Origin of the sequence: Streptomyces sp. NRRL B-1347 (assembly GCF_000720325.1) — a bacterium.
In the GTDB taxonomy this organism is placed as follows: Bacteria; Actinomycetota; Actinomycetes; order Streptomycetales; family Streptomycetaceae; genus Streptomyces.
In genome coordinates, this window is the sequence record NZ_JOJM01000040.1 from 59,571 (window position 1) to 85,580 (window position 26,010).

The following is a 26,010-nucleotide window of genomic DNA, read 5'->3' on the forward strand; positions in this document are numbered from 1 at the left end:
CGGGTACGGACAGTGGCTAGGGGTTTCGCGGGCCCAATTGGAAAGAACGAGCGTCGGGTTGACGTACCCAGGGCTCAGACGATCGAACCGTCGACAAAGCACCAACGCCAGCTTTCACCCGGCTCGAAGGACCGCATCACGGGGTGACCGGTCTCCTTGGAGTGCGCCGTCGCGTGCTGGAACGGGGAGGAGTCGCAACATCCCACGTGCCCGCACGTCAGGCACAGCCGCAGTTGCACGGGGTGACTGCCGGCCGCGAGGCACTCCGGGCAGGTTTCGCTCAGCGGCTCGGGCTCGGGGCGGGGCAGCGCGCTGACGTGCACACACTCGTTCATGATGGCCAGGTTACGACGGGCGAGCGGACGGCGGAGGGCCTTGCCATGGACGTACTGCCACTGGTGGCGTTGATCGCGGCGAGCGCCGCCGTAGCCGGTGCGGCGCGCCGCACCCCGGTGCCGGCGCCCCTGCTCCTGGTGGGCGTGGGACTGATCGCCGCCTATCTGCCCGGCGTGCCGGACTACCACCTAGACCCGCACATCGTGCTGCCGCTGGTCCTGCCGCCGCTGCTGCACACGGCCGCCCTGGAGAGCTCGTATTTGGACCTGCGGGCCAACGTGCGGCCCGTGGCGCTGCTGTCCGTCGGTTACGTTCTGTTCGCAACGGTCGTCGTCGGCTGGCTCGCGTACCTGCTGATCCCCGATCTTCCGCTGACCGCCGCGCTCGTCCTGGGGGCGGTGATCGCGCCGCCGGACGCCGTCGCCGCCACCGCGATCGCGCGGCGCGTGGGGCTGCCCTCGCGCATCACCACGATCCTCCAGGGCGAGTCCCTGGTGAACGACGCGACCGCGATCACCGCCTACAAGGTGGCGCTCGCGGCGGCCGTCGGCGAGGGCGCGAGCTGGGCGGGCGGCATCCAGGAGTTCCTGCTGGCCGCGGTCGGCGGCGTCGGCGTCGGCCTCCTGCTGATGGTGCCGATCCACTGGCTGCGCACCCATCTGAAGGAGGCGCTCCTGCAGAACACGCTGTCGCTCCTCATCCCCTTCGTGGCGTACGCCGTCGCGGAGCAGGTGCACGCGTCCGGAGTGCTCGCCGTGGTCGTGGTGGCCCTCTACTTGGGGCACCGCTCCTGGCAGGTCGACTTCGAGACGCGGCTCCAGGAGGCCGCGGTGTGGCGGGTCGTCGGCTTCCTCCTGGAGTCGGCGGTGTTCGCGCTCATCGGGCTCCAGCTGCCGATCGTCCTCAGGGGCCTCGGCGAGTACAGCGTGGCGCAGGCCGTCTGGTACGCACTGGGGGTCTTCGTCCTCGTCGTGGTGGTGCGCTTCGTGTGGTCCTATCCGGCGACGTACCTGCCGCGCCTGGTGTCGCCGCGGATCAGGGACCGCGAGAGCGAGACGGACTGGCGGCGGCCGCTGGTCGTCAGCTGGGCCGGGATGCGGGGCGTCGTGTCGCTGGCGATCGCGTTCTCCATTCCGCTCGTCATGGACGACGGCGAGCCCTTCCCGGCCCGCAACCTGGTGCTCTTCCTGACCTTCACGACCGTCATCGGCACCCTCGTGGTGCAGGGGCTCTCGCTGCCCTGGCTGATCAAGGTGCTGCGCCTTCCCGGGCCCGACGCGCGGGCGCAGACCCTCGCCGAGGCGCAGGCGCAGAACGCCGCCTCACAGGCCGCGGAGGCCCGCCTCGATGAACTAGCGGCGGACGAGCGCAACCGCCTCCCAGGGCCCCTTCAGGACCGCCTGCGCACCGTTCTGGAGCGGCGCCGCAACTCCGTGTGGGAGCGGCTCGGCCCGCCCAACCCCGTGACGGGCGAAACTGCGGACGACACCTACCGCAGGCTCGCGCGCGAGGCCATCGCCGCCGAGCGCGAGGTGTTCGTGCGGCTCAGGGACGAGCGGCGCATCGACGACGAGCTGCTGCGGACGCTGCTGCGGAAGCTGGACCTGGAGGAGGCGGCGGCCTATCGGGAGGTCGAGGAGTGAGCCGGGCCCGACGCGGGCGGCGTGCCGGTGACGACGGCCGTGACCGTGGTCCCGGGGGCGAAGGCGCCCTCTTCGGAGAGGGCCGTCAGCGCGTACAGGAGCTTGGCCACGTAGACGCGCTCCACGGGGAGGCCGTGCCGGTCCTCGAAGTCGTCGGCGAAGGCGGTGAGGGCGTCGGTGACGCGCGCGTAGCCGCCGCAGTGGAAGCGGTCGTCGAGGCTCCAGTTGGGTGTGGGGGAGCCGAGGGCGGCGTCCTGGAGCCGCCGTATCTCCTCGCCCAGGAAGCCGCCCTTGAGGACGGGTATGCCGAGGGCGCGCTGGCCGGGGGCGAGGCCCGCCGCCAGGCCCGCGAGGGTGCCGCCGGTGCCGCAGGCCACGGCCGCGACGTCCGTGTGCCCGCGCAGCTCCGCGCCCAGGGCCGCGCAGCCGTGCACGGCGAGGGAATTGCTGCCGCCCTCGGGGATGACGTACGCCTCCTGGGTGGCGCTCTCGCGCTGGAGGGCGGCCAGGACGGCGGGTTCGTGCTTGCGGCGGTACGTCGACCTGTCGACGAAGTGCAGCCGCATGCCGTCGGCCGCGCACTGGGCCAGTGACGGATTGAGGGGCCCGCCGGCCAGCTCGTCGCCGCGGACGACGCCGACGGTGGCGAAGCCGAGCAGACGGCCCGCGGCGGCCGTGGCCCGCAGGTGGTTGGAGTAGGCGCCGCCGAACGTCAGCAGGGTGTCGTGGCCCGCCGTCCGCGCCCGCTCCAGGTTCAGGACGAGCTTGCGGTACTTGTTGCCCGGCAGGGCCGGGTGGATGCGGTCGTCGCGCTTGAGCAGGAGGCGGACGTCCCGGGCGGCGAAGCGGGGGTCGGTGACCGGCTGGAGGGGGGTGGGCAGCCGGGGCGAGAGGGTGGGCGGGGTGGACGACACCCCGCCATTGTCCCTCTGCCTCTCTGCGGGGTTACCTCAGCTCTGCGGGGTTACTTCAGCCGGTCGTGGATGCGGGCCCGCATCGCGTCCATCGTGAAGCCCTTGGGGTCTATCTTTCCGGGCTGCCACTCCAGGTGGCCGATGACCGAGCGGGCCGTCCACTCGTGGTGGCGGCAGATCGCCGCGGAGACCTTCTCGATGGCGTCCAGCTGGGCTTCCGTCCAGGGGTCCTCGCCGTCGCCGAGGTTCTCGCACTCGAAGCCGTAGAAGTGGCGGTTGCCGTCCGTGTTGGCCTCGTTGTCCGGCGGCAGGGCCTTCTCGGCGATGACGGCGCGCAGCACGTCGTCGTCGCCGAGGCCCGCGTGGTTGGAGCGGCCGTAGCCGACGAGGTGGACGCGGCCGTCCTTGGTGATGACGCCGTGGCACAGGGGGCCCGGCAGGCCCTCGTAGCCCTCGCGGCAGATCCGCACGGTCTTCTCGGCGCCGGACGTCACCGTGTGGTGGATCATCACGCCGTGCACCGGGCCCCAGGGGCCCTTGTGGTTGCGGTTGTGGGTGCGCCAGTCGCCGACCTCGACGACCGTCACGCCTTCGTCGCGCAGCGCGTCCAGGAACCTGTTCGCGGACATGGGTGTAGCCATGACCGCCTCCTTCGGGGAACGCGACGGCCGCCCGTCGCGGTCCGCCTCGTACGCAGCTTGTACCGAACAGCAGAGGCCCGAACTAGCCGTTCGAGGGCTGTTCGGGCCACTGTGCGAGCTGATTCGGTCAGCTCCGGAGGCGCCGCGCGATGCGGACGGCGATCAGCCGCGCAGGAAGCCGTCCCCGTGCGTCGCGATGTGGGCCTCCAGGGCCGAGAGGGCCTGCTGGGTGGCGTCGGGGGTGCCGTCGCCGCGACGCTCCGCGTAGTACGCCGCGCCGAGCTGCTTCAGGAGATCGTTTCCGGCGCGCTGGGCCTGGACCTCGTCGATCTTCTGCTTGCCTTGGTTGAGCCCCTGCTGCACCTGTTCTCTTGCGCGGTCCAGGAAGCCTGCCATGTGCTTTCTCCTGACGGTTGGTGCGCTCGCTGCGTACGTGTGGTGCAACGAGCGCGCGGATCTTGCAGTTCCCCTCCCACCGTCCTATGCGGCCAGCTTGCGCATCAGACGGACTCCTTGGGCTGCCGACATGTGCGGCAGATAGGCCTTGCCGATCGCGCGCGTGATGCTCGGCAGCGCCGCGGGATCGGGGTAGCACATGTACATCGGGTGGTACTCGGGCTGGAACTTGGCCTTGAAGTGGAGCAGCGAGCGGAAGCCGTATACGGGCTCCAGGGTGCGGCCCGCGTAATCGAGGAGGCGCTGCAGCGCGGCGGTCGGCTCCGCGGTGTCGGCGCGGGCGAGCGGAGCGCCCGACAGGCTCAGGAACTGGGCGCCTTCCTCCTTGAAGCCGAGTGCGGCGGACGCGATCAGGAACTCCATCACTCCCCGGAACCCGTCCGACCGCCTGCGCATGAAGTCAAGCGTCCATCCCACGGGTTGGCTGGAATTGTGTGCCCCATTCGCTCCATGGACGGGCATCCAGCTCGTCACGCCGTGCACCGTGCGGTCCTCGTCGACTGCCAGGAGACAGCGCACGTGCGGATCGTCGAGCTCGGCGATGCCTCCGAGCGTGAAGCCCATCTCGGGCAGCCCCTTGTCGGCGACCCACTCCTCGGAGATCGAGCGGATCTGGTCCGTGAGGTCCAGGGGGGCTTCGGGGAAGACGTGCCACTCGGCGGTGATGCCATGCTTCTTGGCCTTGTTCAGGGCGGTGCGCACGTCCTGCCACTTCTTCCCGGTGAACGCGAGGTCCGGCAGCGGCACGACGGTGTCCTCCGCGACCTGCACCGCGCTCCAGCCGAACGCGTCCGTGCGGGCCTTGGTGGCGGCCGTGACGCTGTAGAAGCACGGGGTCAGGCCGCGCTCGTCGCAGAAGGCGGCGAACCCCTCGACCGCGTCCCCGCGCGCGGAGGGCACGCCGAACGGGTCGCCCGTGGTGAGCGCGACCGTGGACCGCACCCGGTAGGCGACCGCCGCCCGGCCGTCGGCGGTGAACCAGTAGTCGTTGCCGCCCCACATCGCCAGGTACGACAGCGTGCCGCCGCCGTGCGCGGTGAGCAGGGCACGCGCGCGTGCCGCCGCGCCCGCGTCGGTGCCCACCGAAGGCCGCCGGAACGCTACGAAGAGGGCGATCAGGGCGACCACCCAGAAGACCACGCCGCAGTACTCGTACAGGGACAGCGCCGTGCCGCCGACCGGCACCGGGGAGCGGCCCCTGAAGAACAGCGGTTCGTAGCTGGGCGGCAGGAACTGCGCGGGCAGCCCCGCGACGAGCCGCCCGAAGGAGGCGTCCGGGGCGAACTGGTCGCGCACCGCGTAGCCGACGCCCACGTAGGCGGCGCAGCACAGCAGCAGCGTCCCGCCGATGACCCCGGTCAGCGTCGTCACCGCGGCGCGGCCGAGGCGCTGGTCGAAGAGCCGGCGGGCCAGGAAGAGCAGGAGCAGCACGAACAGGGGGAGCAGCGCCTGCTCGACGACCGCCTGGAGCATCGCCGCCTTCCGGTCGGCGGCGTCGCTGCCTTCGAGGACGTAGCGGCCGGGGTGCGCGGCGATGTCCCTCAGGAGGTACGCCATGAGGCCGAGCCACACCAGGTGCGCGGCCACCGTGATCCGCCAGGCGGGCCGCAGCCCGCGCCGCAGCCCCTCGGCGAGGACGAGCAGGAGCAGGGGGATGGCGACGCCCATGAGCATCGCGGGGGAGCCGTAGAAGTGGTCCTGGGCGCGCACGCGGTCGCAGTCGGGCCCGGGGGCGGCGCAGGCGTCGGCGATCTCCTGGGGGCCGGGGCCGCCGGAGACGTACAGGTCGAGCACGTCGAAGGGGCCGAGCGCGTCCTTGTAGAGGGTGGCGATCAGCGGGCCGAGGGCCGAGGCCGCGACGACGAGGGCCACCAGGACGCGGCCCTCGGTGTGCGAGGCGTGCGGCACGCGCAGCCGGTGCGAGTCCCGGTGCGCGAGCGCGCCCACGGCGAGGCCCACGACGGTGCCCGCGAACCGCAGCACGTCCTGGAGGTGCCCCACGTAGAGGGCGAGCATCAAGGGGAACACGATCAGCGCGAGCTGGAGCCTGCGCCGCCACAGGGCGCTGAGCCGGAAGCTCAGGAAGGCGCCCACCGTGCAGGCCGCGATGCCCGGCGTCGCGGTGAGGTCCTGGGAGAGCGCGGCCAGCCAGTCGTCGCCCGCGAGCTCGCCGACCTTGACCACGCCGGTGCCGAGCAGCGAGCCGAGCACCTGGCCGACGACGAGGAGGACGGCGGTGCGCACCGAGCCCAGGCGGACCTCGGCGGCGGGGCCGAGCAGCAGCAACAGGAGCGTGGACCCCACGTAGTTGCCGATCCCCGAGCACCACAGGATCGAGGTGAGCGGAGTCCACCAGCGGCCGTCGGCGAGCGCGGGCACGCCCACACCGACGTCGGCGAGCAGCTCGTCGTCCGGCCCTCCGCCGAGGCTGCCGGTGAGCAGCCCGACGGCCCACAGCGCCACGACGAGGAACACCGTCACGGGCGCGTGGCTCACCGGCGCGAAGGCGCGCCGGGCGGCGCGCAACCAGCGCAGGGGCCCCCGCTCGCCCGGCGGTGCGAGCGGCGGCCGTGGCGACGGCTCCGTGGCGGCGGCGCCCGCCGGGCCCTCGGGGGTGCTCATCCACCGAGCGCATCAGGCGGCCGCTGCGGGCACATCCGGGGTGGGCCGAAAGAGTGACGCGCGCCCCGCCCTCGACCTTGGACGAACGTACGAAGGATCGCGCCTGGTAAACGGCAGCGTGCCCCGTCCGCCCCGATCCATTCCCGCTCATTTGTGTAATGGCGTCCGCACTCACCGTGCTGAAAGGCTGACGAACGCAGCCAGTACATGATCGGGAGGGCATTGTCCATGTCGGTAGGCGAAGAGATCCGTACGGACGAAGGCAGGCCGCAGCAGAGTCTCGGCACCTCTGCCGCGCGGAATCTGGCCACCACCACCAAGTCCGCGCCGCAGATGCAGGAGATCAGCTCGCGCTGGCTGCTGCGGATGCTGCCCTGGGTCCAGGTGCAGGGCGGCACGTACCGAGTGAACCGCAGGACGAGTTACTCGGTCGGTGACGGCCGTGTCACATTCATCAAGACCGGGGACCGGGTGGAGGTCATCCCGGCCGAGCTCGGCGAGCTGCCGGTACTGCGGGATTTCGAGGACCAGGATGTGCTCGCGGAGCTGGCGCAGCGCTGCCAGCAGCGGGAGTTCGAGGCCGGCTCGGTGCTCGCCTCCTTCGGCAGCCAGGCCGATGAGGTGTTCCTGCTGGCCCACGGCCGGGTCGAGCAGATCGGCACCGGCCCCTACGGCGACGACACGGTCCTCGGCACCCTCGCCGACGGCGCGTACTTCGGCGAGCAGGCGCTGATCGACCCGGAGACCATCTGGGAGTACACCGTCCGCGCGGTGACCGCGTGCACGGTCCTCGCGCTCCCGCGCCAGGACTTGGAGCAGGTCGCGGAGCGCTCCGAATCCCTGCGCACCCATCTCCAGGGGCTGCGGTCCATTCCGTCCCAGCGCACGAACACCTTCGGTGAGGCGGCCATCGACCTCTCCTCGGGCCACGTCGGAGAGGCGGTCCTGCCCGGCACCTACGTGGACTACGAGGCGCGGCCGCGCGAGTACGAACTGAGCGTCGCCCAGACCGTCCTGCGCATCCACACGCGCGTGGCGGACCTCTACAACCAGCCGATGAACCAGACCGAGGAGCAACTGCGCCTCACCGTGGAGGCGTTGAAGGAGCGCCAGGAGCACGAACTCATCAACAACCGCGAGTTCGGACTGCTCAACAACTGCGAGTACGACCAGCGGATCCAGCCGCACGACGGCGTACCCAGCCCGGACGACCTGGACGAGCTGCTCAGCAGGCGGCGCGGATCGAAGCTGTTCCTCGCCCACCCGCGCGCGATCGCCGCGTTCGGCCGCGAGTGCAACAAGCGCGGACTCGTCCCGGAGACCATCGACATGTCCGGGCACCGCATTCCCACCTGGCGCGGAGTGCCGATCTTCCCGTGCAACAAGATCCCGGTGACCGAGGCCCGCACCTCCTCGATCATCTGCATGCGTACGGGCGAGGACGAGCAGGGCGTCATCGGCCTGCACCAGGCGGGCATCCCGGACGAGATCGAGCCGAGCCTGTCGGTGCGCTTCATGGGCATCAGCGAGCAGGCGATCATCTCCTACCTGGTCTCGACCTACTACTCGGCGGCCGTCCTGGTCCCGGACGCGCTCGGCATCCTGGAGAACGTCGAGATCGGCCGCTGGAGGTGACCCGCCGCCCCTGCCCGTGGCGACAGGGCCGTCGCCCGTGCCCCTTGCAGCGGCGCCGGGCACACCCTTCCTGCACGCGCCTGGGAACCAAGGACCGGCCACCGTCCGCCTCCACACCGGAGTGAGTCCATGACGGACACCACGGACGTGACGGACCGGGTGCGGGCACCCGGGGGCCTCGGCCCTCCGGACGGGTGCGAGGCGGCGGACATCCTCGCGGCGGCGCGCGGCTGCGTCGATCCGGAGCTGCGCCGGGCGGTCGACTCGCTGCCCGGCTCGATGCGCCGCGTCGCGCTCTACCACTTCGGCTGGGAGCGCGCGGACGGCACGCCCGCGGCGGGGAGCGCGGGCAAGGCCATCCGGCCCGCGCTCGTCCTGGCCGCGGTGCGGGCGCTCGGCGGCGACCCGCGCGCGGCCGTCCGGGCGGCGGCGGCCGTGGAGTTGACCCACAACTTCACGCTGCTGCACGACGACGTCATGGACCGGGACGCCACCCGCAGGCACCGGCCCACCGCGTGGACCGTGTTCGGCGACGCCGACGCGATCCTCGCGGGGGACGCGCTCCAGGCCCTGGCGCAGCGGCTGCTCGCCGAGGACCCCCGGCCGGGGGCCGCGGTGGCGGCCGCCCGCCTGGCCGCCTGCGTCGTGGAGCTGTGCGCCGGGCAGCACGCGGACTGCGCCCTGGAGCGGCGCGCCCCCGGCGAGGTCTCGCTCGACGAGTGCCTCGCCACGGCCGAGGCCAAGACCGGGGCGCTCCTCGGCTGCGCGTGCGCGATCGGGGCCGTGTACGCGGGCGCGGGGACGGAGACCGCCGACGCCCTCGACGGGTTCGGCAGGCAGGCGGGGCTCGCCTTCCAGCTCATCGACGACGTGATCGGGATCTGGGGGGATCCCGCACGGACGGGCAAGCCGGTGTGGGCGGACCTGGCCGCCCGCAAGAAGTCGCTGCCGGTGGTCGCCGCGCTCGCCTCCGGCACCCCGGACGGGGCCGCTCTGGCCGCGCTGTACGGCCGTCGGGCGAAGCCGGGCGACCTGGAGCGGATGGCCCGCGCGGTCGAGGGCGCCGGAGGGCGGGACTGGGCGCAGACGCAGGCCGCCGACCGGATGTCCCGGGCCCTGCAGGAGCTCGCCCGCGCGGTGCCGGACCCCGAGCGGGCGGGGGGCCTGCTGGCACTCGCGGAGTTCGTCACCCGCCGATCCCACTGAACGACCGGCCCGAGGGGGGTGCCCGGTGGGTGGGGGCTCGTCGTACCGCGCCGTGCGGTCGGCGGCCTCCATCCACCGGGCGTTCGGGAGGCCGCCGCACCGGCCTCGCCGCGCACGTCCCGTCGCCCTGCGGCCAAGGTCACCGCGCTCCGTCGCCACGTACGAAACGATCACTTAGGCTGCAACCGGCAGTGCGGGGGGAGGAGTTGACGGTGAAGGGGTGGGGCCGTGGGAGTGGCGATACGGAGAGCGACCGAGAGTGACCGGGCGGACGTCGTCCGGCTCATGGACGAGTCGTTCCACCGGGATCCCGTGAGCAGTTGGGTGTTCCCGGACGAGGAGCGCCGGCGGCGTCGGCACGGCGCGCTGATGAGCGCCTTCCTCGATCTCGCGTTCGCGGAGGGGTACGTGGACATCGCCGAGGACGGCTCGGCGGTGGCGCTGTGGTGGTCGGTGCCCGCGGGCGCGGGGCACGAGGACGGCGCGCCCGAGGACGGACCCGCGCAGCTCCGGGAGGCCGTCGACCCGGGCAACGAACGGGTCGAGGTGATCGGCCAGTTGACGTCCGAGATCCACCCGACCGACCGGCCGCACCAGTATCTGCACATGATCGCCGTGCGCCCCGACCGGCAGGGACAGGGGCTCGGCACGGCGCTCGTCAACACCGTCCTGGAGCGCTGCGACCGCGACGGGCTGCACGCGTATCTGGAAGCGAGCAACACGCGCAGCCGCGAGCTGTATCTGCGCCTCGGCTTCACCGATCTGGGGCAGGTGCTCGACCTTCCCGACGGGCCCACGATCTGGCCCATGTGGCGCGAGCCGCGGCTTTCCTGAATCGGCGGGCTTTTCCGGCCAGGGGAAACGGGGAAGTGCTCCAGGTGGGTTCCCATGAGCCCTTGAAGCCACTGCGCCTGAAGCACCATAACGGGAGTGGTTCATGGCGGGGCGGCGGAAGCGGCCCCGCTTGTGAGCGCTCATCCGCTGTCTCGGGAAAGGTTCCGGCTTGCGCAAGCTCACCTACTTCGTCGCCGTCTCGATCGACGGGTTCATCGGTGACCCGAGCGGAGACGCCAACTCCTACATGGCGTACGTGGACGAGGAGTTCCTGGAGTTCCTCAAGACGGAGTACCCGGAGACCATCTCGGTCGCCGGACGTCGCGTCCTCGGCTTCGACGGAGCGCCGAACCGGAGGTTCGACACCGTCATCCAGGGCATGAACACCTACCAGGTCGGCCTGGACGAGGGCATCCCCAGTCCGTACGCGCATCTGCGCGAGTACGTCGCGTCGCGCAGCCTGGGCACGGCGCCCGACCCGAAGGTCCAGGTCATCGCCGACGACCTCATCGGCAAGGTCCGCGCACTCAAGGCCGAGGGCAGTGACCTCGACATCTGGCTGTGCGGAGGCGCGCAGCTCGCGGGCGCACTGCGCGACGAGATCGACGAGCTCGTGCTCAAGACGTACCCGGTGCTGCTCGGCTCCGGCATGCCGATGTTCGCGGGCGTGGAGTCCGCCGTCAGCGGCTTCACGCTGACCTCGTCCCGGGTCTTCGGCAACGGAGTCGTCGTACGGAACTACGCGCGGCAGTCCGCGAACGGGTGACCCTCAGGCTGTGCGGCTCTCATAAATCGCCATATCCTGAATTTATGGGCACTGATGGGAGCCGGTCCGTCCCCCGTCCCGAGGGCGAGCACGCTTGCCCGAGCTGCGGACGGCTGGTCGGCACGGCCATCAAGCGACGCAAGGTGCTCGGGGCGTACGTCCCCGTCTGGGGGCCGGCCCCGTGCCGCAACCCCGCGTGTGACGCGTGCGTGACCGAGGAGGAGGCCGGGGGCAAGAGCCGACGCGGCCACAAGGGCAGGCGGCGGGGCGCCCAGCAGCAGAAGGAGCGCCCGCAGGCGTCCGCCCCCGCCGAGGCCGACACCAAGTCCGTCGTGGAGACGGAACCGGACCCCGGCGCCTGAGCCGCCGGTCGTCGTGCGACCCCAACTCACCTGCGCATACGGCTGATTGTCAGTGGGCGCCGATAAGGTCCCGGACATGAAGGTGACGTGGGGGAAGCGGTGGGCTGCCGCACTGGTCGTGGCGGTGGTGGCGCTGGCCGGGTGCGGGTCCGACGGCGGCGGCTCCGGCGCGTCGGCCGGTGGCGCGCGTCCGTCCGGTGTGCCCGAGGTCGACACGGAGCGTGACCTTCCGGAACTTCCGCTGGACCGCTACGAGTTCGGCCGACGCGACTACGACCGGCAGGAGGCCGCTGCCCTGCGCCTCACCCAGGCCTGCATGAAGTCGTACGGCTTCGCCGACTTCCCCCTGCGGTGGCACGAGAGCGACACCCTGAGCAGCGTCGCCGTCGGGACGCTCATCTCGACCACGCTCACCGGCTCGCTCGACCTCGACCGGGCCTGCCGGGTCGGGTACGGCATGGAGGGCGACGCCCTGAAGGAGTACCGCGAGCGGCACTCGAAGGGCCGCCTGGTCAGACAGGACGAGCGCGAAGCGCTGCGCGGCACGGGCAAGGCGCTGGACGGCAGCTCGAAGGTCAACGGCCGCGAGGTCCCGGACGGCGGCTGCTACCAGCGCGGGCAACGCCAGTTGTGGGCCGGCGTCAAGGACGAGCCGCACATGACCGGGTACGTCACGAAGCGCCGCGCGGCCCTCGACAAGGCCGTCGCCGAGGACCGGCGGATGCGGCGCGCCCTCGACGCGTGGGCCGACTGCGTCGAGGGCAAGGGCTTCAAGCGCTACGCGAGCCCGGAAGCCGCCTTCCGGGACAAGGCCTGGCGGCGCGGTGGCGACGGCCGGACCGGACGCACGCGGCAGGAGCGCGACACCGCCGTCGCCGACATCGAGTGCAAGCGCGAGCACAACACGGCGGGCGTGTGGTGGACCGTGGCCGCCGAGAAGCAGCGGTACGACATATCCCGGCACAAGGCGGCGTACGACGCGGTCCGCGCCGACCTGGAGCGGGTGCGGGCGGCGGTGCGCCGGGCCCTCGCCTAGCGGGCCCTCGCCTAGCGGACCCTCGCCTAGCGGGCGCGCGCCCGGTGTCTGGCCACCGCGTCGTTGTTGGCGCAGCGCACCGAGCAGTACGCGCGGCGGCCCGCGCGCGAGGTGTCCACGAAGGCGCGGCCGCAGCCCGCGCGGGCGCAGCGGCCCAGTCGGCGGGCGTCGGCGTGGCACACGATGTACGCGAGCCCGGCCGCCGTCAGGGCGCGCACGTGGGCCGCCGGGTCGGCGCCGGGCGCGCTGTAGTGGAAGTGCGGGGTGCCGTCGTGCAGGGCGATGTACGGGCGGCTCGACGCGTCGTCGAGCAGTCGGTTGACGCGGGCGCAGCGCTCCGCGAGGTCCTGCGGGCCGAAGCAGTCGGCGAGGCGGCGGGCCCAGGCGCGCACGTCCTGCCGCTGCGCGGGGCCGAGCGCGTGCTCCACGACGCCGTGCGCGGCGAGCAGGGCCGACGGGTCGTCCGCCCCGGCCGCGCTCTCCGGGTCCGTGCCGACCGGGTCCGTGCCGACGGGGGCCGTGCTGACCCGGTCGGTGCTGACGGGCGCCGCGTAGGCGTTCACCAGGTCCGCGGCGAGCAGGGCCGCCTCGCCTCCGTAATGGTTGAAATGCATAAGGGCATGACACCACGCTGGGCCCATGGGGAACACTCGCGCCGCGCGCGGCGCCCTCGGCCTGGTGCTCGCGCAAGTGCTCAGCCTGCAAGCGGGCGCGGCCGTCGCGAAGGCCGCGTACGCGCAGGTCAGTCCGACCGCCCTCGCGGGCATGCGGCTCGGGTTCGCGGCGCTCGTCCTCGGCTGTGTGGTGCGGCCGCGGCTCGGGCGGTTCACGGCCGAGCGGTGGCGGGCCGCCGTGGGCCTCGGCGTGGTGCTCGCCGCCATGAACACGGCGTACTTCCAGGCCATCGGCAAGCTGCCGCTCGGCGTCGCCGCCACCCTCGAACTGCTCGGTCCGCTCCTGCTCGCCCTCGCGCTCTCGCGCGGCCCCGCGCAGCTGTGCGCGGGGCTCCTCGCCCTCGCGGGGGTGCTGCTGCTCGCGGTGCCGGGCGGGGCGCTGCCGGTCGCGGGGCTCGCGCTCGGCGCGCTCGCCGCGGTCTGCCGGGCCGCGTACGTGGTGCTCAACCGACGCGTGGGGCGGCTCTTCCCGGACTGGTCCGGGCTCACGGTGGCTCTGGCGGTGGGCGCGGTGCTCCTGGTGCCGGTCGCGGCGGCGGCCGACGGCGCGGCCGTCGCCCGGCACCCGGCCGTCCTCGGCACCGGCCTCCTCGTCGCGCTCCTGTCGTCCCTGATCCCGTACTCGCTCGACCTGCTCGCCCTGCGCCGCGTGGGAGTCCGCGCCTTCGGGGTGCTGCTGGCGCTCGGGCCCGCGGTGGGCGCGGCGGTCGGGTTCGCCGCGCTCGGCGAGCAGCTGGACGTACGGCAGTGCGGGGCAGTGGCGCTCGTGGTGGCGGCCTGCGCGTGGGCGGTGTGGTCGGGGCGCGACGCCGGGGCCGAGGACCGTGACGCCGGGACCGGGGACTGCGACGCCCCGCGCGAGGACCGCGACGCCGGGTGCGCTGACCGGGACGCCGACCGGGACGACCGGGACGCCGACCGCGACGACCGGGATGCCGAGCGCGACGACCGGGATGCCGAGCGCGACGACCGGGCCACCCGGGCCGAGGGCCGCGCCGCCGCGGGAAGGGCCGTGCCGTCGAGGTCAGGAGCGGCGTCACCGGAGCGGACGGTGGTCCGACGTAGGGCCTCACCCCCCGCCACCCTCATGTGCATGATGGGCCCATGACCCGACTCGAAGGCCTCATCCGGTGACCGACGCCCAGGCAGACCTCATACGCCCGGCGGACCCCGCGGACCCCCGCCCCTTCGACGCCGTCCTCACCGACCTCGACGGCGTCATCCGCTTCTACGACATGTCCGGCCTCACCGAGCTGGAGCGCGCGGCCGGACTGCCCGAGGGGGCCACCGCCGAGATCGCCTTCGCGACCGAGACCGATCTGCCGCTGATGCTCGGCCGGATCGGCAAGGACGAGTGGGTGGCGGCGATCGCCGCCGGGCTCGCCGAACGCCGCGGGCTCGACCCGGCGCACGGCCGTGAACTGGGGCTCGCGCTCGCCGATTCGGCGTTCTGGGCCGACCGGACGGTCGTCGACCTGCTGCGCAGGGCCCGCGCCCACGTACCGGTGTCGATCGTCACCAACGCCACGCCCTGGCTGGACGAGGACCTGGCGCGGCTCGGCCTCACCGCGCTGGTGGACGACGTGGTCGGCAGCGCCGCGCTCGGCCTCGCCAAGCCCGACCGGCGGATCTACGAACTGGCCGCCGAGCGCGTGGGAGCCGCCGTCGCGCGCTGCCTGTTCGTGGACGACCGCGAGGAGAACGTGGCCGCGGCGACCGCGCTCGGGATGCGGGGCGTGCTGTACCGGGGCCCTGACGATCTGCGCGCGGCCCTGGCACCACTGCTCGACTGACGAGGCTGCCGGGTCGCGGGGGCGCGGGGCGCGGGCCGCGGGTCAGGGCCGACGCCGGTGCGCCCCCCACCCCGTGTCGCCCGCCGCCCCGCGCGGCCGCCCCGTCACCGGGCCGGTCCGCAGGGCCCGTCGGTCACCCGGTCCGGGTGCGGCACAAGCACGTTCATCTGTCTGTCCTCCAAGTCACACGCCTGTCCATGTCACATTCGCTCGGGGATCGATACCGTGGACGCACCGCTTCGTGATCTTCTGGTCGGCGCCGCAGCGCGGCGGGTGACGCACCGCCGTTCTCGGTGTGTCACTGCTTTGACGGATCGCGACGAAGGAATGTGACAGATGGACGGAAGAGATCTCCTGGCGGAGCGCTTCGAGGAGCACCGGTCCCACCTGAAGGCGGTCGCGTACCGCATGCTGGGCTCGCTGAGCGAGGCCGAGGACGCCGTCCAGGAGACCTGGCTCAAGCTCAGCCGGGCCGACAGCGACGCCGTGCAGAACCTGGGCGGCTGGCTGACGACCGTCGTGGGCCGCGTCTGCCTGGACCTGCTGCGCTCCCGCCAGCAGCGCGGCGAGCAGTCGCTCGACGTGCCCGACACCTATGTGCCCGACCCGCAGATCAGCGCGCTGCCCGGCCGCCGCGAGACGGTCGACCCCGAAGAGGAGGCGCTGCTCACCGACTCGGTGGGGCTCGCCCTGCTCGTCGTACTGGACACGCTCAGCCCCGCCGAGCGCCTCGCGTTCGTCCTGCACGACATGTTCGCGGTGCCGTTCGAGGACATCGCGCCCATCGTGGAGCGGGCCCCGGCCGCGACCCGGCAGCTGGCGTCCCGCGCCCGCCGCCGGGTGCGGGACGCGGCGCCGGTGCCGGACCCGGACCGGGCCAAGCAGCGCGAGGTCGTCGAGGCGTTCCTGGCGGCGGCGCGCGGCGGTGAGTTCGACGCGCTGCTCGAACTCCTCGACCCGGACGTGGTGCTGCGGGCCGACGGCGGCGAGGTCGCGGGCCTCTCGCGCCTGGTGCGCGGCGCCCAGGCGGTGGTGGCGGGGGCGCGTTCGTTCGCCACCGTCGCGCTCTCCACGCACCTGGTGCTCGTCAACGGCAGGGTGGGCCAGATGGCGGTGGTCGACGGAGTGCCGTTCTCCGTCGGCGAGTTCACCGTGCGCGACGGCCGGATCGTCGAGATCAACATCCTGGCGGACCGCGACCGGCTCGCCGCGCTCCTGGACGCCGACCTGCTCACGGCCGTCACCGGGGAGGCCACGGACTGACGGATGCCGGGGCGGCCCCACCGCCTCGGCCCACCGGGGTGCGCCGCGTGACCCGCTGCACGTACTCCTTCCGGTCCAGCGGATTGTGGTCCGTGCGTGGGCGCGTCGGCGGCGTCCCGCGCACCGGCTCGTAGCGCTCGAAGGCCGACTCCATCTCGCCCTCGCCGCGCGTGAGTCCGGGCAGCAGCTGCTCGAGCTCGTGCACGCGCGCGGCCGGGACCAGTCCGTCGAGCACGTACGCCGAGCCGTGCACCGCAGGTGCGTGCGGCACCGCGCCCAGACGTCCCAGGACGGGCAGCAGGGTGCCGAACACCTCGGCGGGCACGGTCAGCCGGAACCGGTGCACCGGCTCGTGCACCCGTGTGCCCGCCGCCCGCAGCGCGGCCATGAGGACGAGCGGCGTCAGCAGCCGGAAGTCCCCGGCCGTGCTCGACATGCTCTTGTCGAAGACCGCGTGCGCGTGGCTCTGGCGCGGCCAGTACCCGGAGTGCGTGAGGGTGACGAGGCAGTCGGAGACCTCCCAGCCGTGCACGCCCTGCCGAAGCGTCTCCCGCACGGTCTCCTCGACCGCCGCGAAGAACGCGTACGGCATCGCGCCGAGCTCGACGCCGAGCCGGAACGCGACGCCGGACCCCGGCGGCGCGGGCTCCACGCGCAACCCCACCGTGGCGAGGAACGGGTTGGGGTCCGTGTCGATGACCTCGACGTGCGCGCCGGTGCCGACGACGCGCTCCACACACAGGGGCGTGGTCTCGCGGAAGTCGGCGCCGACGCCGAACTCCTCGGCGAGCGTGGCCTCGATGACCTCCTTCTGGACCTCGCCGTACAGCGATACGGAGACCTCCTGCCGCAGCGGGTCCTGGCGCAGGCCGATCAGCGGGTCCTGCTCGGCGAGCCGGGTGAGCGCGGCGTGCAGCGCGCCCCGGTCGCCCGGACGGCGCGGTTCCACGACGGTTTCGAGGGTGGGCGGCGCGAAGTGCCGCCGCGGCGCGTGCCGTTCCGGTACGTCGCGCACATCGCCGAGCACGTCCCCGATCCGTACGTCGCCGAGGCCCCGGAGGCGGGCGATCTGCCCGGCGACGACGGCATCCCGGGGCACGGCCGTGCCCTGCTCGAAGACGCTGACCGCGGTGACCTTGCCGGGCTCCGCGCGGCCGCCGAACGGCACCCGGTCGCGTACGCGCAGAGTGCCGGAGTACAGGCGCGCATACGCCACCTTCTCGCCCGCCGCGCCGCGTTCGACCTTGAAGACGGTGCCCGCGAGCGGCCCCTGCGGGCTGCCGGTGGCCCGCGGCAGCAGCTCCTTGACGGCGTCGGTCAGCGCGTCGAGCCCGGTGCCGGTGATGGCCGAGCCGAAGAGCACCGGATGCGCGTCGGCCCGCCGCGTCTGCTCCGCCAGGGCCGCGCGCAGCCGCGCGTACGTGAGGGCGGCGTGGTCGTCCGTGACGTACGCGGCGAGCAGCGCGTCGTCCCGCTCGGCGAGGGACTCGGCCAGGCGGGTGCGGAAAGGGGCGTCGTCGGGCGTGTACGCCACGGCTCGCGCGCCCGGCGTACCGGGGGAGCGGACCGTGCCGAGGGCGACGGCGGCCGGGGTCAGTTTCCGGCCGATCTCGGCGAGCACGCGCTCGGCGTCGGCGCCCCGGCGGTCGACCTTGTTGACGAAGACGAGCGTGGGGATGGCGAGCCGCCGCAGCGTGCGCATGAGCACGCGGGTCTGCGGCTGTACGCCCTCGACGGCCGACACCACGAGCACCGCGCCGTCGAGCACGCTCAGGACGCGCTCCACCTCGGCGATGAAGTCGGGGTGGCCCGGCGTGTCGATGAGGTTGACCGTGACGTCGTCGAGCGCGAACGACACGACGGCGGACTTGATGGTGATTCCGCGTCGCCGCTCCAGGGCGAGCGAGTCGGTGAGCGTGCTGCCGTCATCGACGCTGCCGAGTTCGTCGACGACACCGGCGCCGTGCAGGAGCCGCTCGGTCAGGCTGGTCTTACCGGCGTCTACGTGCGCCAGGATTCCCAGGTTCAGCGTGTGTGCGGGGGTGTGCGATGGCACAGGGCGTCATGTCCTCGTGATGGGGGGCGATTCCTTCCTGGCGGGACATGGACGTCTGGCGCATCTGGGATCTCCTGATCGGGAGGCACGGGGGCGGGCACGGCCAGTGCAGCAGGGGGCGCGGCGGGGGAGCAACTGATTTCCGGGGCCGCCGGACGGGCGCTCGGCCGGACCGCCGACCGGGCCCCCGACCGGGCCGCCGCCCCCGCGACGGCGCGGCGACGGTAGGACGACGACATGCGGAAGGGGCCCGTCCGGATCGCTCCGGACGGGCCCCTCCGCAGTGCGAACTGCCCCGGGATCAGGCCTTCTTGGTCTCCCAGAAGATGCGGTCGATCTCGGCGATGAGCTCGAGCGCCTTCTCGCCGGTCTTCGGGTCCGTCGACGCCTTGGCGGCCGACAGGGCCTTCAGGGTGTCGTTGACCAGGACGTGCAGCTGCGGGTACTTCTCGAAGTGCGGCGGCTTGAAGTAGTCGCTCCACAGCACCGAGACGTGGTGCTTGGCGAGCTCGGCGCGCTGCTCCTTGATGACGGTGGCGCGGGCCTGGAAGTGCGGGTCGTCGTTCGCGGCCATCTTCTCCTGCACGGCCTTGACCGACTCCGCCTCGATGCGGGCCTGGGCCGGGTCGTACACGCCGCAAGGCAGGTCGCAGTGGGCGCTGGCCTTGACCTTGGGGGCAAACAGGCGGGAAAGCATGGAGCTGTCCTCCTCGTGATCGTCTTCTCAGGTGGGACATTACTCCGTGAGAGACGTGTTTTCGCGAGTGCCCCCATGGGCTTAGGTCAAAAGTCCGGGGTCACACTGGAACTGGTGGAGGATTGGACCGGGAGGTTGTCTGATGCCGGAAATGACGGCAGACGGGCGGGAGACACGCGTGCCGTTCCAGTTGATCGAGGTCGACGGTCCGTCGATGGTGCCCACGCTGAATCCGGGGGACTGGATGCTGGTGCAGCACGGCGCGCGGGTGCGGCCCGGCGACGTGGTGATCCTGCGGCACCCGCTGCAGCAGGACCTGTTGGTGGTCAAGCGCGCGGTGGAGCGGCGGGACGGCGGCTGGTGGGTGCTCGGCGACAATCCGTACAACACGGGCGGCGACAGCAATGTCTACGGCGTGGTGCCGGAGGACCTCGTGCTCGCCCGGGTGCGGGGGCGCTTCCGGCCGCTCGGCAGATTCCGTGCGGAGCGCGAGGCGCTGGGCCGCCGTCAGCTGTCCCTGACGGCGCTGGTCTCCTGGACCTTCTCCGCCGTGCGCCCCGTGCTCGCCGACCGCTCGCTCTCCAGGCGCTTGCGCGCGCGGTAGGCCGCCACGTTCGCCCGGGTCGCGCAGCGGTCGGAGCAGTAGCGCCGGGAGCGGTTGGTCGAGGTGTCCAGATAGGCGTTGCGGCACGGCGCCGCCTCGCACAGGCCGAGCCGGTCCACGCCGTGCTCGGTGAGGTGGAAGGCGAGGCCCATGGCCGCGATCGCCGCGTATCCGGCGGTGGCGTTGGACGGGTGGTCGGCCAGGTGCATGTGCCACAGCGGGCGGCCGTCGTCGTCGCGGTAGTCGTGGCCCGAGATCTGCGGGCTCACCGGGAACTCCAGGAGCAGCGAGTTCAGCAGGTCCACGGCGAGGGTCTCGTCGCCGCCGTCCGCCGCCTCGAAGACCGACCTGAGCCGCCCCCGGACCGAGCGGAAGCGCGTCACGTCCGAGTCCGTGGCGCGCCGGGCCGCCTGCTGGTTGGCCCCGAACAGCTCCCGGACCGCCTCGACCGACGTCAGCGTGTCCTTGTTGCGCGCCGGCTCCTCGGTGTTGACCAGACGTACGGCATAGTCCGAGTAATAGGCCAGTTCCACTTGTAGTCCTTACCGGGGCGGGCTATCTTCGTCTGCGGGCGTGGTAACAGTCGCTTTTCCATCGCGGGTGTTACCTGTCGAGGTTAATCGAGGGTAGTACGGGACGGAGGGCTTCCGGTGACGGAAACGGCTAGCGGTACGGGATTCGGAACCGACTGGCGCGCCTGGCAGGAGAGCTGGGACCGGCAGCAGGAGTGGTACATGCCGGACCGCGAGGAGCGGTTCCGCGTCATGCTCGACATGGTCGAGGCCCTGGTCGGCCCCGAGCCCCGCGTCCTGGACCTCGCGTGCGGCACGGGCACCATCACCGCCCGGCTGCTCGCGCGGTTCCCCGGGGCCACCAGCGTCGGCGTCGACCTCGACCCGGCCCTGCTCGCCATCGCCGAGGGCACCTTCGCGGGCGACGACCGGGTCACGTTCGTGACCGCGGACCTGAAGGACCCGGCCTGGGCGGCGCAGCTGCCGCACGACTCCTACGACGCGGTGCTCACCGCCACCGCCCTGCACTGGCTGTTCAGCGAGCCGCTCGCCGCGCTCTACCACCAGCTCGGCGGCCTGGTCCGCGACGGCGGCGTCTTCCTCAACGCCGACCACATGCCCGACCCGACGACGCCGCGCCTGAACGCCGCCGACCGCGAGCAGCGCCACGCCCGCCAGGCCGCGGCCCGGGCCGCGGGTGTCCTCGACTGGGCGGACTGGTGGGCGCTCGCCGCGCAGGACCCGGTGCTCGCCGGGCCCACGGCCAAGCGCTTCGAGATCTACGGAGAGCACGCGGACGGCGACACCCCGCCCGCCGAGTGGCACGCCCGCACCCTGCGCGAGGCGGGCTTCGCGGAGGCCCGCACGGTGTGGTCGTCGCCTTCGGACGCGATGGTCCTAGGGCTGAAGTAGCGACTTCGACCCGGGTGCGCGGCGCGCCTCGCCGAACCGTGCCGTGCCGTGCGTGAAGGGGCGGTCCGGATCCTCAGGGATCGGGACCGCCCCTTCACGGTTTCGAGAACCTTGCAGCGGTTTCGAGGGGCCCTACAGGACCTTCGAAAGGAACGACTTCGTCCGGTCGTGCTGCGGGTTCGTCAGGACGTCCCTCGGGTTCCCGGACTCGACCACCACGCCGCCGTCCATGAAGACGAGGCTGTCGCCGACCTCGCGCGCGAAGCCCATCTCGTGCGTGACGACGACCATCGTCATGCCGGACTCGGCGAGGTCGCGCATCACGTCGAGCACGTCACCGACGAGCTCCGGGTCGAGCGCCGACGTCGGCTCGTCGAACAGCATCAGCTTCGGGTCCATCGCCAGGGCGCGGGCGATGGCCACACGCTGCTGCTGGCCGCCGGAGAGCTGCGAGGGGTAGTTCTTCGCCTTGTCGGCGAGCCCGACGCGCTCCAGGAGCTGCTCCGCGCGCTCCCGGGCGGCCGCCTTGGGCTGGCCCTTGACCTGGATCGGCGCCTCCATGACGTTCTCCAGGGCCGTCATGTGCGGGAAGAGGTTGAAGCGCTGGAAGACCATGCCGATGTCCCGGCGCTTCATGGCGACTTCGCTGTCCTTGAGCTCGTACAGCTTGTCGCCCTTCTGCCGGTAGCCGACCAGCTCCCCGTCCACGTAGAGACGGCCGGCGTTGACCTTCTCCAGGTGGTTGATGCAGCGCAGGAACGTCGACTTGCCGGAGCCGGAGGGGCCGATGAGGCAGAACACCTCGCCGGACTTGACCTCCAGGTCGATGCCCTTGAGGACTTCTACGTGGCCGAACGACTTGTGGACGTTCTCGGCCTTGACCATGGCAGTCATCAGCGCACTCCCGAACGGTTGCCCAGCGACACCATGTTCGCCTTGATCTTCTGCCAGGGGGTGTCCGGCAGGCTGCGCGAGGAGCCGCGCGCGTAGTACCGCTCCAGGTAGAACTGCCCGACGCTGAGGATCGACGTCATGATCAGGTACCAGGTGGCGGCGAGGAGCAGGGTCTCGACCGTGGCGCCCGACGAGGTGCCGATGTCCTGGGCGTAGCGCAGGAGCTCGTAGTACTGGACGGCCGCCACGAGGGAGGTCGTCTTCAGCATGTTGATGACCTCGTTGCCCGTCGGCGGCACGACCACGCGCATCGCCTGCGGGATGATGATGCGCCGCAGCGTCTTGCCGTGGCTCATGCCGAGCGCCTGCGAGGCCTCCGTCTGGCCCTCGTCGACCGAGAGCAGACCGGCGCGGCAGATCTCCGCCATGTACGCGGCCTCGTTCAGGCCGAGGCCGAGCAGCGCCGTCAGGAACGGCGTCATGAAGTCCGACCACTCGTCCTGGTAGATCGGCCCGAGGTTGATGTACTCGAAGACGAAGCCCAGGTTGAACCAGACGAAGAGCTGGACCAGGACCGGCGTGCCGCGGAAGAACCAGATGTAGAACCACGCGATCGACGAGGTCACCGGGTTCTTCGACAGGCGCATCACCGAGAGGAGCACACCGCCCACGACACCGATGAGCATCGAGAGGACCGTGAGGATCAGGGTCTCGCGGACACCCTTGAGGATGCGCTCGTCGAAGAAGTTGTCGGGGATGGCGCCCCAGTTGATGTCGCCCTGGGAGAAGGCGTAGATGATCGCGCCGAGTACGCCGACGGCGAGCACGCCGGCCACGTAGCGGCCGTAGTGCCGCACCGGGACGGCCTTGATGGCTTCCGGGGCGGAGCGTGGCGGCTCGTCCTTGGGGCCGGGCGAGCCCGACTTGGTGATGTCCGTTGTCACGGGTGGTGCCTTTCAGCGACGAGGTGACGAGGGGTGCGGCAGGACGCTGGCCTGCCGCGGGCCCGCGGTGGCCTCGGGTCCGCCGTCGGGGATGCCGACGGCCTTCCGTGGGCCCGCGGTGGCTCGGGTCTCCGCGGGCCCGGCCGCGGCTCGGGCCCGCCGACCGGCGGTCGTGGGCCCGGGCGGGGCCCGCCGCGGGGTGGCCGCGGCCACCGGTGGGCCGCGGCGTGCGGTCAGGCGCCGCTCACTTGCCGCCGTTGACCTTGGCTTCCTTGACCGCGCCGGCCTCGACGCCCCACTCCTTGATGATCTTCTCGTACTGGCCGTTCGCGATGATCGCGTTGAGCGCGGCCTTGATCGCGTCGCGCAGCTTGGGGTTGTCCTTGGAGATCGCGATGCCGTACGGGGCCGCTTCCACCTGCTCGCCCACGAGCTGGAAGTCCTTGCCGCCGCCCGAGGTCTTCACCGCGTACGCCGCGACCGGGAAGTCCGACGAGCCCGCGTCCGCGCCGCCCGAGCGCAGCCGGGTCTGGGCCTGCTGGTCGTTGTCGAAGGACTCGATGGCGATCTTCTTGCCGCCCTTGCACTTCTTCGACTCGGTCTTGGCCATGTCGTGCGAGACGGTGCCGCGCTGGACCACGATCTTCTTGCCGCACAGGTCGGACCAGGTCGTGATGCCCTGGTCCTCGCCCTTCTTGGTGTAGATCGAGACGCCCGCGGTGAAGTAGTCGACGAAGTCGACGCCCTTGCCGACCTTCTTGCCGGTCTCCTCGTCGATGCCCTCCTGGCGGTTCTTGGTGTCCGTCATCGCCGACATCGCGATGTCGTACCGCTTGGAGCGCAGACCGCCGAGCAGCGTGTCGAAGGTTCCGTTGTCGAACTGGAAGTCCACGCCGAGCTGCTTGCCCATGGCGTCGGCGATGTCGGGGTCGATACCGACCGTTTCGCCGTTCTTGTCCTTGAACTCGACCGGCGGGTAGGCGATGTCCGAGCCGACCTTGATGACGCCCTTGTTGCGGACGTTCGCGGGGAGCATGTCGGAGAGCGGCGCGTCGACGACCTTCTTGCCGCTGTCGCCCTTCTTGTTGTCCCGCTGGTCGCCGCATCCGGTCAGGAGCAGCGAGCCGGCGACCGCGATCGCGCCGACAGCGACGATCCGGGACTTCGCGGACTTCGCGGCGGTCGTGCGACAAGTGGTGCCTGCGGTCATAGGGGTCCTCCGGCGGATGGGGAGTAGCCATGTGTCTGACATGGGGTCGTGCACACACCTTCGGGTGTCGCGACCTCGTGTGATGGTGCATCTTGCCATTCGGACCGTCCGATTCTGGGGGCCGGAGATGTCAAAATCGGATAACGGGCGATCCGTGGACCACAACAGGCCGGTACGCCTTGCTCATTGACGGGGTGGGGCGAAGCGGTGGCAACCACTGGATAACCACCCAATCTCGCTATGTGGACCCGCCGAACGGACCTTTGTCGCATATAGGGATAAATCCCTGACCTTGTGTGACCGTCCCGGGCCCGAAACCCGCCGTTCACGTGGGCCTGGACAGATATGGCTCGTCGGCGGCAGGAAGCATCCGGTAGAAAAGACGGTTACACCCCTCATCCGGGGCCAGGGCGCGTGTGCGGCGCGCCCGCGCGTCCGTTACGTACCTCCCGTACCGCTTCGCCGACAGGCGGAGGGTCACGGGCCGCAAGGCCCGAGGCCTCAGCACGGACGCGGTTCCCGCCCCACTTCTCCACCAGGAAGTGGTCCACCCTCAACCATGAACACTTAAGGGGTCAGAAACAGTGGCAGCGGAGATCGTCAATCCTCGCAGCGACAGCGGTACGAGTACCGGTCACGAAGGCGCCGAGGAGCCCTTCGATCCGGCCTTCGCCCTGCATCGCGGCGGGAAGATGGCCGTGCAGGCAACCGTCCCGGTGCGGGACAAGGACGACCTGTCCCTCGCGTACACGCCCGGCGTGGCGAAAGTGTGCAGCGCCATCGCCGAGCAGCCGGACCTCGTCCACGACTACACCTGGAAGTCGAACGTCGTCGCCGTCGTCACCGACGGCACGGCCGTGCTCGGCCTCGGGGACATCGGGGCGGAGGCTTCCCTTCCGGTGATGGAGGGCAAGGCCATCCTCTTCAAGCAGTTCGGCGGCGTCGACGCCGTGCCGATCGCCCTCGGCACCACCGACACCGACGAGATCATCGAGACCGTGGTGCGGCTCGCCCCCTCCTTCGGCGGGGTGAACCTGGAGGACATCTCCGCGCCGCGCTGCTTCGAGATCGAGCGGCGGCTGCAGGAGCGCCTCGACATCCCGGTCTTCCACGACGACCAGCACGGCACGGCGGTCGTCACCCTCGCCGCGCTGCGCAACGCGGCGCGGCTCACCGACCGGACGCTCGGCGATCTGCGCGCCGTGATCTCCGGCGCGGGCGCGGCGGGCGTCGCCATCGCGAAGTTCCTCCTCGAAGCCGGGCTCGGTGACGTCGCGGTCGCGGACCGCAAGGGCATCGTCAGCCGGGACCGCGACGACCTCACCCCGGTCAAGCGCGAGCTCGCCGAGCTCACGAACAAGGCGGGCCTGAGTGGCTCGCTGGAGAGCGCGCTCGCCGGTGCGGACGTGTTCATCGGCGTGTCCGGCGGTACGGTCCCCGAGGCCGCGGTGGCCTCGATGGCGCCGAACTCGTTCGTGTTCGCCATGGCCAACCCGAACCCCGAGGTGCACCCGGACGTCGCCCACAAGTACGCCGCCGTGGTGGCGACGGGCCGTTCGGACTACCCGAACCAGATCAACAACGTCCTCGCCTTCCCGGGCATCTTCGCGGGCGCGCTCCAGGTGCGGGCGTCCCGGATCACCGAGGGCATGAAGATCGCGGCCGCCGACGCGCTTGCCGGCGTGGTCGGGGACGAGCTCTCCGCCGCGTATGTGATCCCGTCCCCGTTCGATGAGCGGGTGGCGCCCGCGGTCACCGCGGCGGTGGCCGCGGCGGCCCGGGCCGAGGGGGTCGCCCGCCGCTGACGGCGGGGCGCTGTTCCGCTCAGGTCCTGCTCGCTTAGGTCCAGCTCCGCTCAGGTCCTGCTCCGCCTGGGTCCCGCTCCGCTGAGGCTCCACTTCGCCTTGGCGGGGCGGGACCTTGCGCTTTCTGCTTGCCTGCTGGGGCTGGGGGCGCCTGGTGTGCCTGGTGCGTCAGGGGTGGGGCCCGGGGGCGGGGCG

Annotated in this window: 25 protein-coding genes; 13 read left to right on the top strand and 12 right to left on the bottom strand. The window is 72.0% G+C overall.

The genetic code is table 11. The features are described 5' to 3' along the window. Positions 1–74 precede the first annotated feature (74 nt). The gene (locus IG74_RS0128985) at positions 75–335 is read right to left on the bottom strand and encodes a UBP-type zinc finger domain-containing protein (protein ID WP_030683382.1); all 261 of its coding nucleotides are present in this window, start codon (positions 333–335) and stop codon (positions 75–77) included. A 45-nt stretch (positions 336–380) separates the two neighbouring features. Here IG74_RS0128985 and IG74_RS0128990 point away from each other — a divergent pair, with 45 nt between their 5' ends. Then, complete coding sequence (locus tag IG74_RS0128990; RefSeq protein ID WP_030683386.1) at positions 381–1,979, top strand: Na+/H+ antiporter; 1,599 nt, start codon at positions 381–383, stop codon at positions 1,977–1,979. On the opposite strand, the gene IG74_RS0128995 is transcribed toward IG74_RS0128990, so the two are convergent. From IG74_RS0128995 to IG74_RS0129010, 4 genes are all read right to left on the bottom strand, one after another. Beyond that, on the bottom strand, positions 1,958–2,893 hold the full coding sequence (locus tag IG74_RS0128995; protein WP_030683389.1) for a 1-aminocyclopropane-1-carboxylate deaminase/D-cysteine desulfhydrase: 936 nt from the start codon (positions 2,891–2,893) through the stop codon (positions 1,958–1,960). The two genes, IG74_RS0128990 and IG74_RS0128995, sit on opposite strands and share 22 nt — an antisense overlap. A 50-nt stretch (positions 2,894–2,943) precedes the next feature. Further along, the gene (locus tag IG74_RS0129000) at positions 2,944–3,534 is read right to left on the bottom strand and encodes an N-acetylmuramoyl-L-alanine amidase (protein ID WP_030683392.1); all 591 of its coding nucleotides are present in this window, start codon (positions 3,532–3,534) and stop codon (positions 2,944–2,946) included. Positions 3,535–3,696: 162 nt separating this feature from the next. Continuing rightward, positions 3,697–3,930 (bottom strand): hypothetical protein, encoded by a 234-nt coding sequence (locus tag IG74_RS0129005; RefSeq protein ID WP_030683395.1) that lies wholly within the window; start codon positions 3,928–3,930, stop codon positions 3,697–3,699. Between the two features lie 84 nt (positions 3,931–4,014). Beyond that, positions 4,015–6,612, bottom strand: a complete 2,598-nt coding sequence (locus tag IG74_RS0129010; protein WP_078869114.1) for a bifunctional lysylphosphatidylglycerol flippase/synthetase MprF — start codon at positions 6,610–6,612, stop codon at positions 4,015–4,017. A 228-nt stretch (positions 6,613–6,840) separates the two neighbouring features. Here IG74_RS0129010 and IG74_RS0129015 point away from each other — a divergent pair, with 228 nt between their 5' ends. From IG74_RS0129015 to IG74_RS0129040, 6 genes are all read left to right on the top strand, one after another. Continuing rightward, complete coding sequence (locus IG74_RS0129015) at positions 6,841–8,247, top strand: family 2B encapsulin nanocompartment shell protein (protein WP_030683399.1); 1,407 nt, start codon at positions 6,841–6,843, stop codon at positions 8,245–8,247. Positions 8,248–8,376: 129 nt separating this feature from the next. Beyond that, positions 8,377–9,453, top strand: a complete 1,077-nt coding sequence (locus tag IG74_RS0129020) for a family 2 encapsulin nanocompartment cargo protein polyprenyl transferase (protein ID WP_030683400.1) — start codon at positions 8,377–8,379, stop codon at positions 9,451–9,453. Positions 9,454–9,681: 228 nt separating this feature from the next. Next, complete coding sequence (locus IG74_RS0129025; protein WP_030683402.1) at positions 9,682–10,287, top strand: GNAT family N-acetyltransferase; 606 nt, start codon at positions 9,682–9,684, stop codon at positions 10,285–10,287. Positions 10,288–10,456: 169 nt separating this feature from the next. Next, positions 10,457–11,053, top strand: a complete 597-nt coding sequence (locus IG74_RS0129030; RefSeq protein ID WP_030683404.1) for a dihydrofolate reductase family protein — start codon at positions 10,457–10,459, stop codon at positions 11,051–11,053. Between the two features lie 44 nt (positions 11,054–11,097). Beyond that, complete coding sequence (locus IG74_RS48790) at positions 11,098–11,415, top strand: hypothetical protein (RefSeq protein ID WP_037826186.1); 318 nt, start codon at positions 11,098–11,100, stop codon at positions 11,413–11,415. A gap of 76 nt (positions 11,416–11,491) precedes the next feature. Then, on the top strand, positions 11,492–12,451 hold the full coding sequence (locus IG74_RS0129040) for a hypothetical protein (RefSeq protein WP_030683406.1): 960 nt from the start codon (positions 11,492–11,494) through the stop codon (positions 12,449–12,451). 26 nt (positions 12,452–12,477) lie between these two features. Here the strand turns inward: IG74_RS0129040 and IG74_RS0129045 are convergent, their stop codons facing one another. Beyond that, on the bottom strand, positions 12,478–13,065 hold the full coding sequence (locus IG74_RS0129045) for a CGNR zinc finger domain-containing protein (protein ID WP_030683408.1): 588 nt from the start codon (positions 13,063–13,065) through the stop codon (positions 12,478–12,480). Positions 13,066–13,090: 25 nt separating this feature from the next. Here IG74_RS0129045 and IG74_RS0129050 point away from each other — a divergent pair, with 25 nt between their 5' ends. From IG74_RS0129050 to IG74_RS0129060, 3 genes are all read left to right on the top strand, one after another. Next, positions 13,091–14,233 carry an EamA family transporter gene (locus tag IG74_RS0129050; RefSeq protein WP_051855595.1) on the top strand — a complete coding sequence of 381 codons (1,143 nt, stop codon included), beginning with the start codon at positions 13,091–13,093 and terminating at the stop codon, positions 14,231–14,233. 22 nt (positions 14,234–14,255) lie between these two features. Then, on the top strand, positions 14,256–14,918 hold the full coding sequence (locus tag IG74_RS0129055) for an HAD-IA family hydrolase (RefSeq protein ID WP_324607520.1): 663 nt from the start codon (positions 14,256–14,258) through the stop codon (positions 14,916–14,918). Positions 14,919–15,254: 336 nt separating this feature from the next. Next, complete coding sequence (locus IG74_RS0129060; RefSeq protein WP_030683416.1) at positions 15,255–16,181, top strand: sigma-70 family RNA polymerase sigma factor; 927 nt, start codon at positions 15,255–15,257, stop codon at positions 16,179–16,181. Here the strand turns inward: IG74_RS0129060 and IG74_RS0129065 are convergent. Both IG74_RS0129065 and sodN read right to left on the bottom strand, forming a co-directional pair. Further along, a complete protein-coding gene (locus IG74_RS0129065) occupies positions 16,159–18,210 on the bottom strand; it encodes an elongation factor G (protein WP_051855603.1) in 2,052 nt (683 codons plus the stop codon). The genes IG74_RS0129060 and IG74_RS0129065 overlap by 23 nt on opposite strands. A 328-nt stretch (positions 18,211–18,538) precedes the next feature. Then, positions 18,539–18,934, bottom strand: a complete 396-nt coding sequence (gene sodN, locus IG74_RS0129070; protein ID WP_030683420.1) for a superoxide dismutase, Ni — start codon at positions 18,932–18,934, stop codon at positions 18,539–18,541. Between the two features lie 142 nt (positions 18,935–19,076). Here sodN and sodX point away from each other — a divergent pair, with 142 nt between their 5' ends. Then, a complete protein-coding gene (gene sodX / locus IG74_RS0129075; RefSeq protein WP_037826188.1) occupies positions 19,077–19,538 on the top strand; it encodes a nickel-type superoxide dismutase maturation protease in 462 nt (153 codons plus the stop codon). On the opposite strand, the gene IG74_RS0129080 is transcribed toward sodX, so the two are convergent. Then, positions 19,442–20,071 carry a CGNR zinc finger domain-containing protein gene (locus tag IG74_RS0129080; RefSeq protein WP_030683423.1) on the bottom strand — a complete coding sequence of 210 codons (630 nt, stop codon included), beginning with the start codon at positions 20,069–20,071 and terminating at the stop codon, positions 19,442–19,444. The two genes, sodX and IG74_RS0129080, sit on opposite strands and share 97 nt — an antisense overlap. A 117-nt stretch (positions 20,072–20,188) precedes the next feature. Here IG74_RS0129080 and IG74_RS0129085 point away from each other — a divergent pair, with 117 nt between their 5' ends. Beyond that, positions 20,189–20,962 carry a class I SAM-dependent methyltransferase gene (locus IG74_RS0129085; protein WP_030683426.1) on the top strand — a complete coding sequence of 258 codons (774 nt, stop codon included), beginning with the start codon at positions 20,189–20,191 and terminating at the stop codon, positions 20,960–20,962. Positions 20,963–21,094: 132 nt separating this feature from the next. On the opposite strand, the gene IG74_RS0129090 is transcribed toward IG74_RS0129085, so the two are convergent. The 3 genes from IG74_RS0129090 to IG74_RS0129100 all read right to left on the bottom strand — a co-directional run bounded on the left by IG74_RS0129090 (position 21,095) and on the right by IG74_RS0129100 (position 24,010). Further along, positions 21,095–21,856: an amino acid ABC transporter ATP-binding protein gene (locus IG74_RS0129090; protein WP_030683427.1), complete on the bottom strand. Its 762-nt coding sequence runs from the start codon at positions 21,854–21,856 to the stop codon at positions 21,095–21,097. Next, on the bottom strand, positions 21,856–22,800 hold the full coding sequence (locus IG74_RS0129095; protein WP_030683430.1) for an amino acid ABC transporter permease: 945 nt from the start codon (positions 22,798–22,800) through the stop codon (positions 21,856–21,858). Before IG74_RS0129095 ends, IG74_RS0129090 begins: the two co-directional genes overlap by 1 nt. Before the next feature lie 244 nt (positions 22,801–23,044). Then, positions 23,045–24,010 carry an ABC transporter substrate-binding protein gene (locus IG74_RS0129100; protein ID WP_030683433.1) on the bottom strand — a complete coding sequence of 322 codons (966 nt, stop codon included), beginning with the start codon at positions 24,008–24,010 and terminating at the stop codon, positions 23,045–23,047. 584 nt (positions 24,011–24,594) lie between these two features. Between IG74_RS0129100 and IG74_RS0129105 the strand changes: the two genes are divergently transcribed. Then, entirely contained in the window at positions 24,595–25,815 is a 1,221-nt protein-coding gene (locus IG74_RS0129105) for an NAD(P)-dependent malic enzyme (protein WP_030683435.1), read from the top strand. Positions 25,816–26,010: the final 195 nt, after the last annotated feature.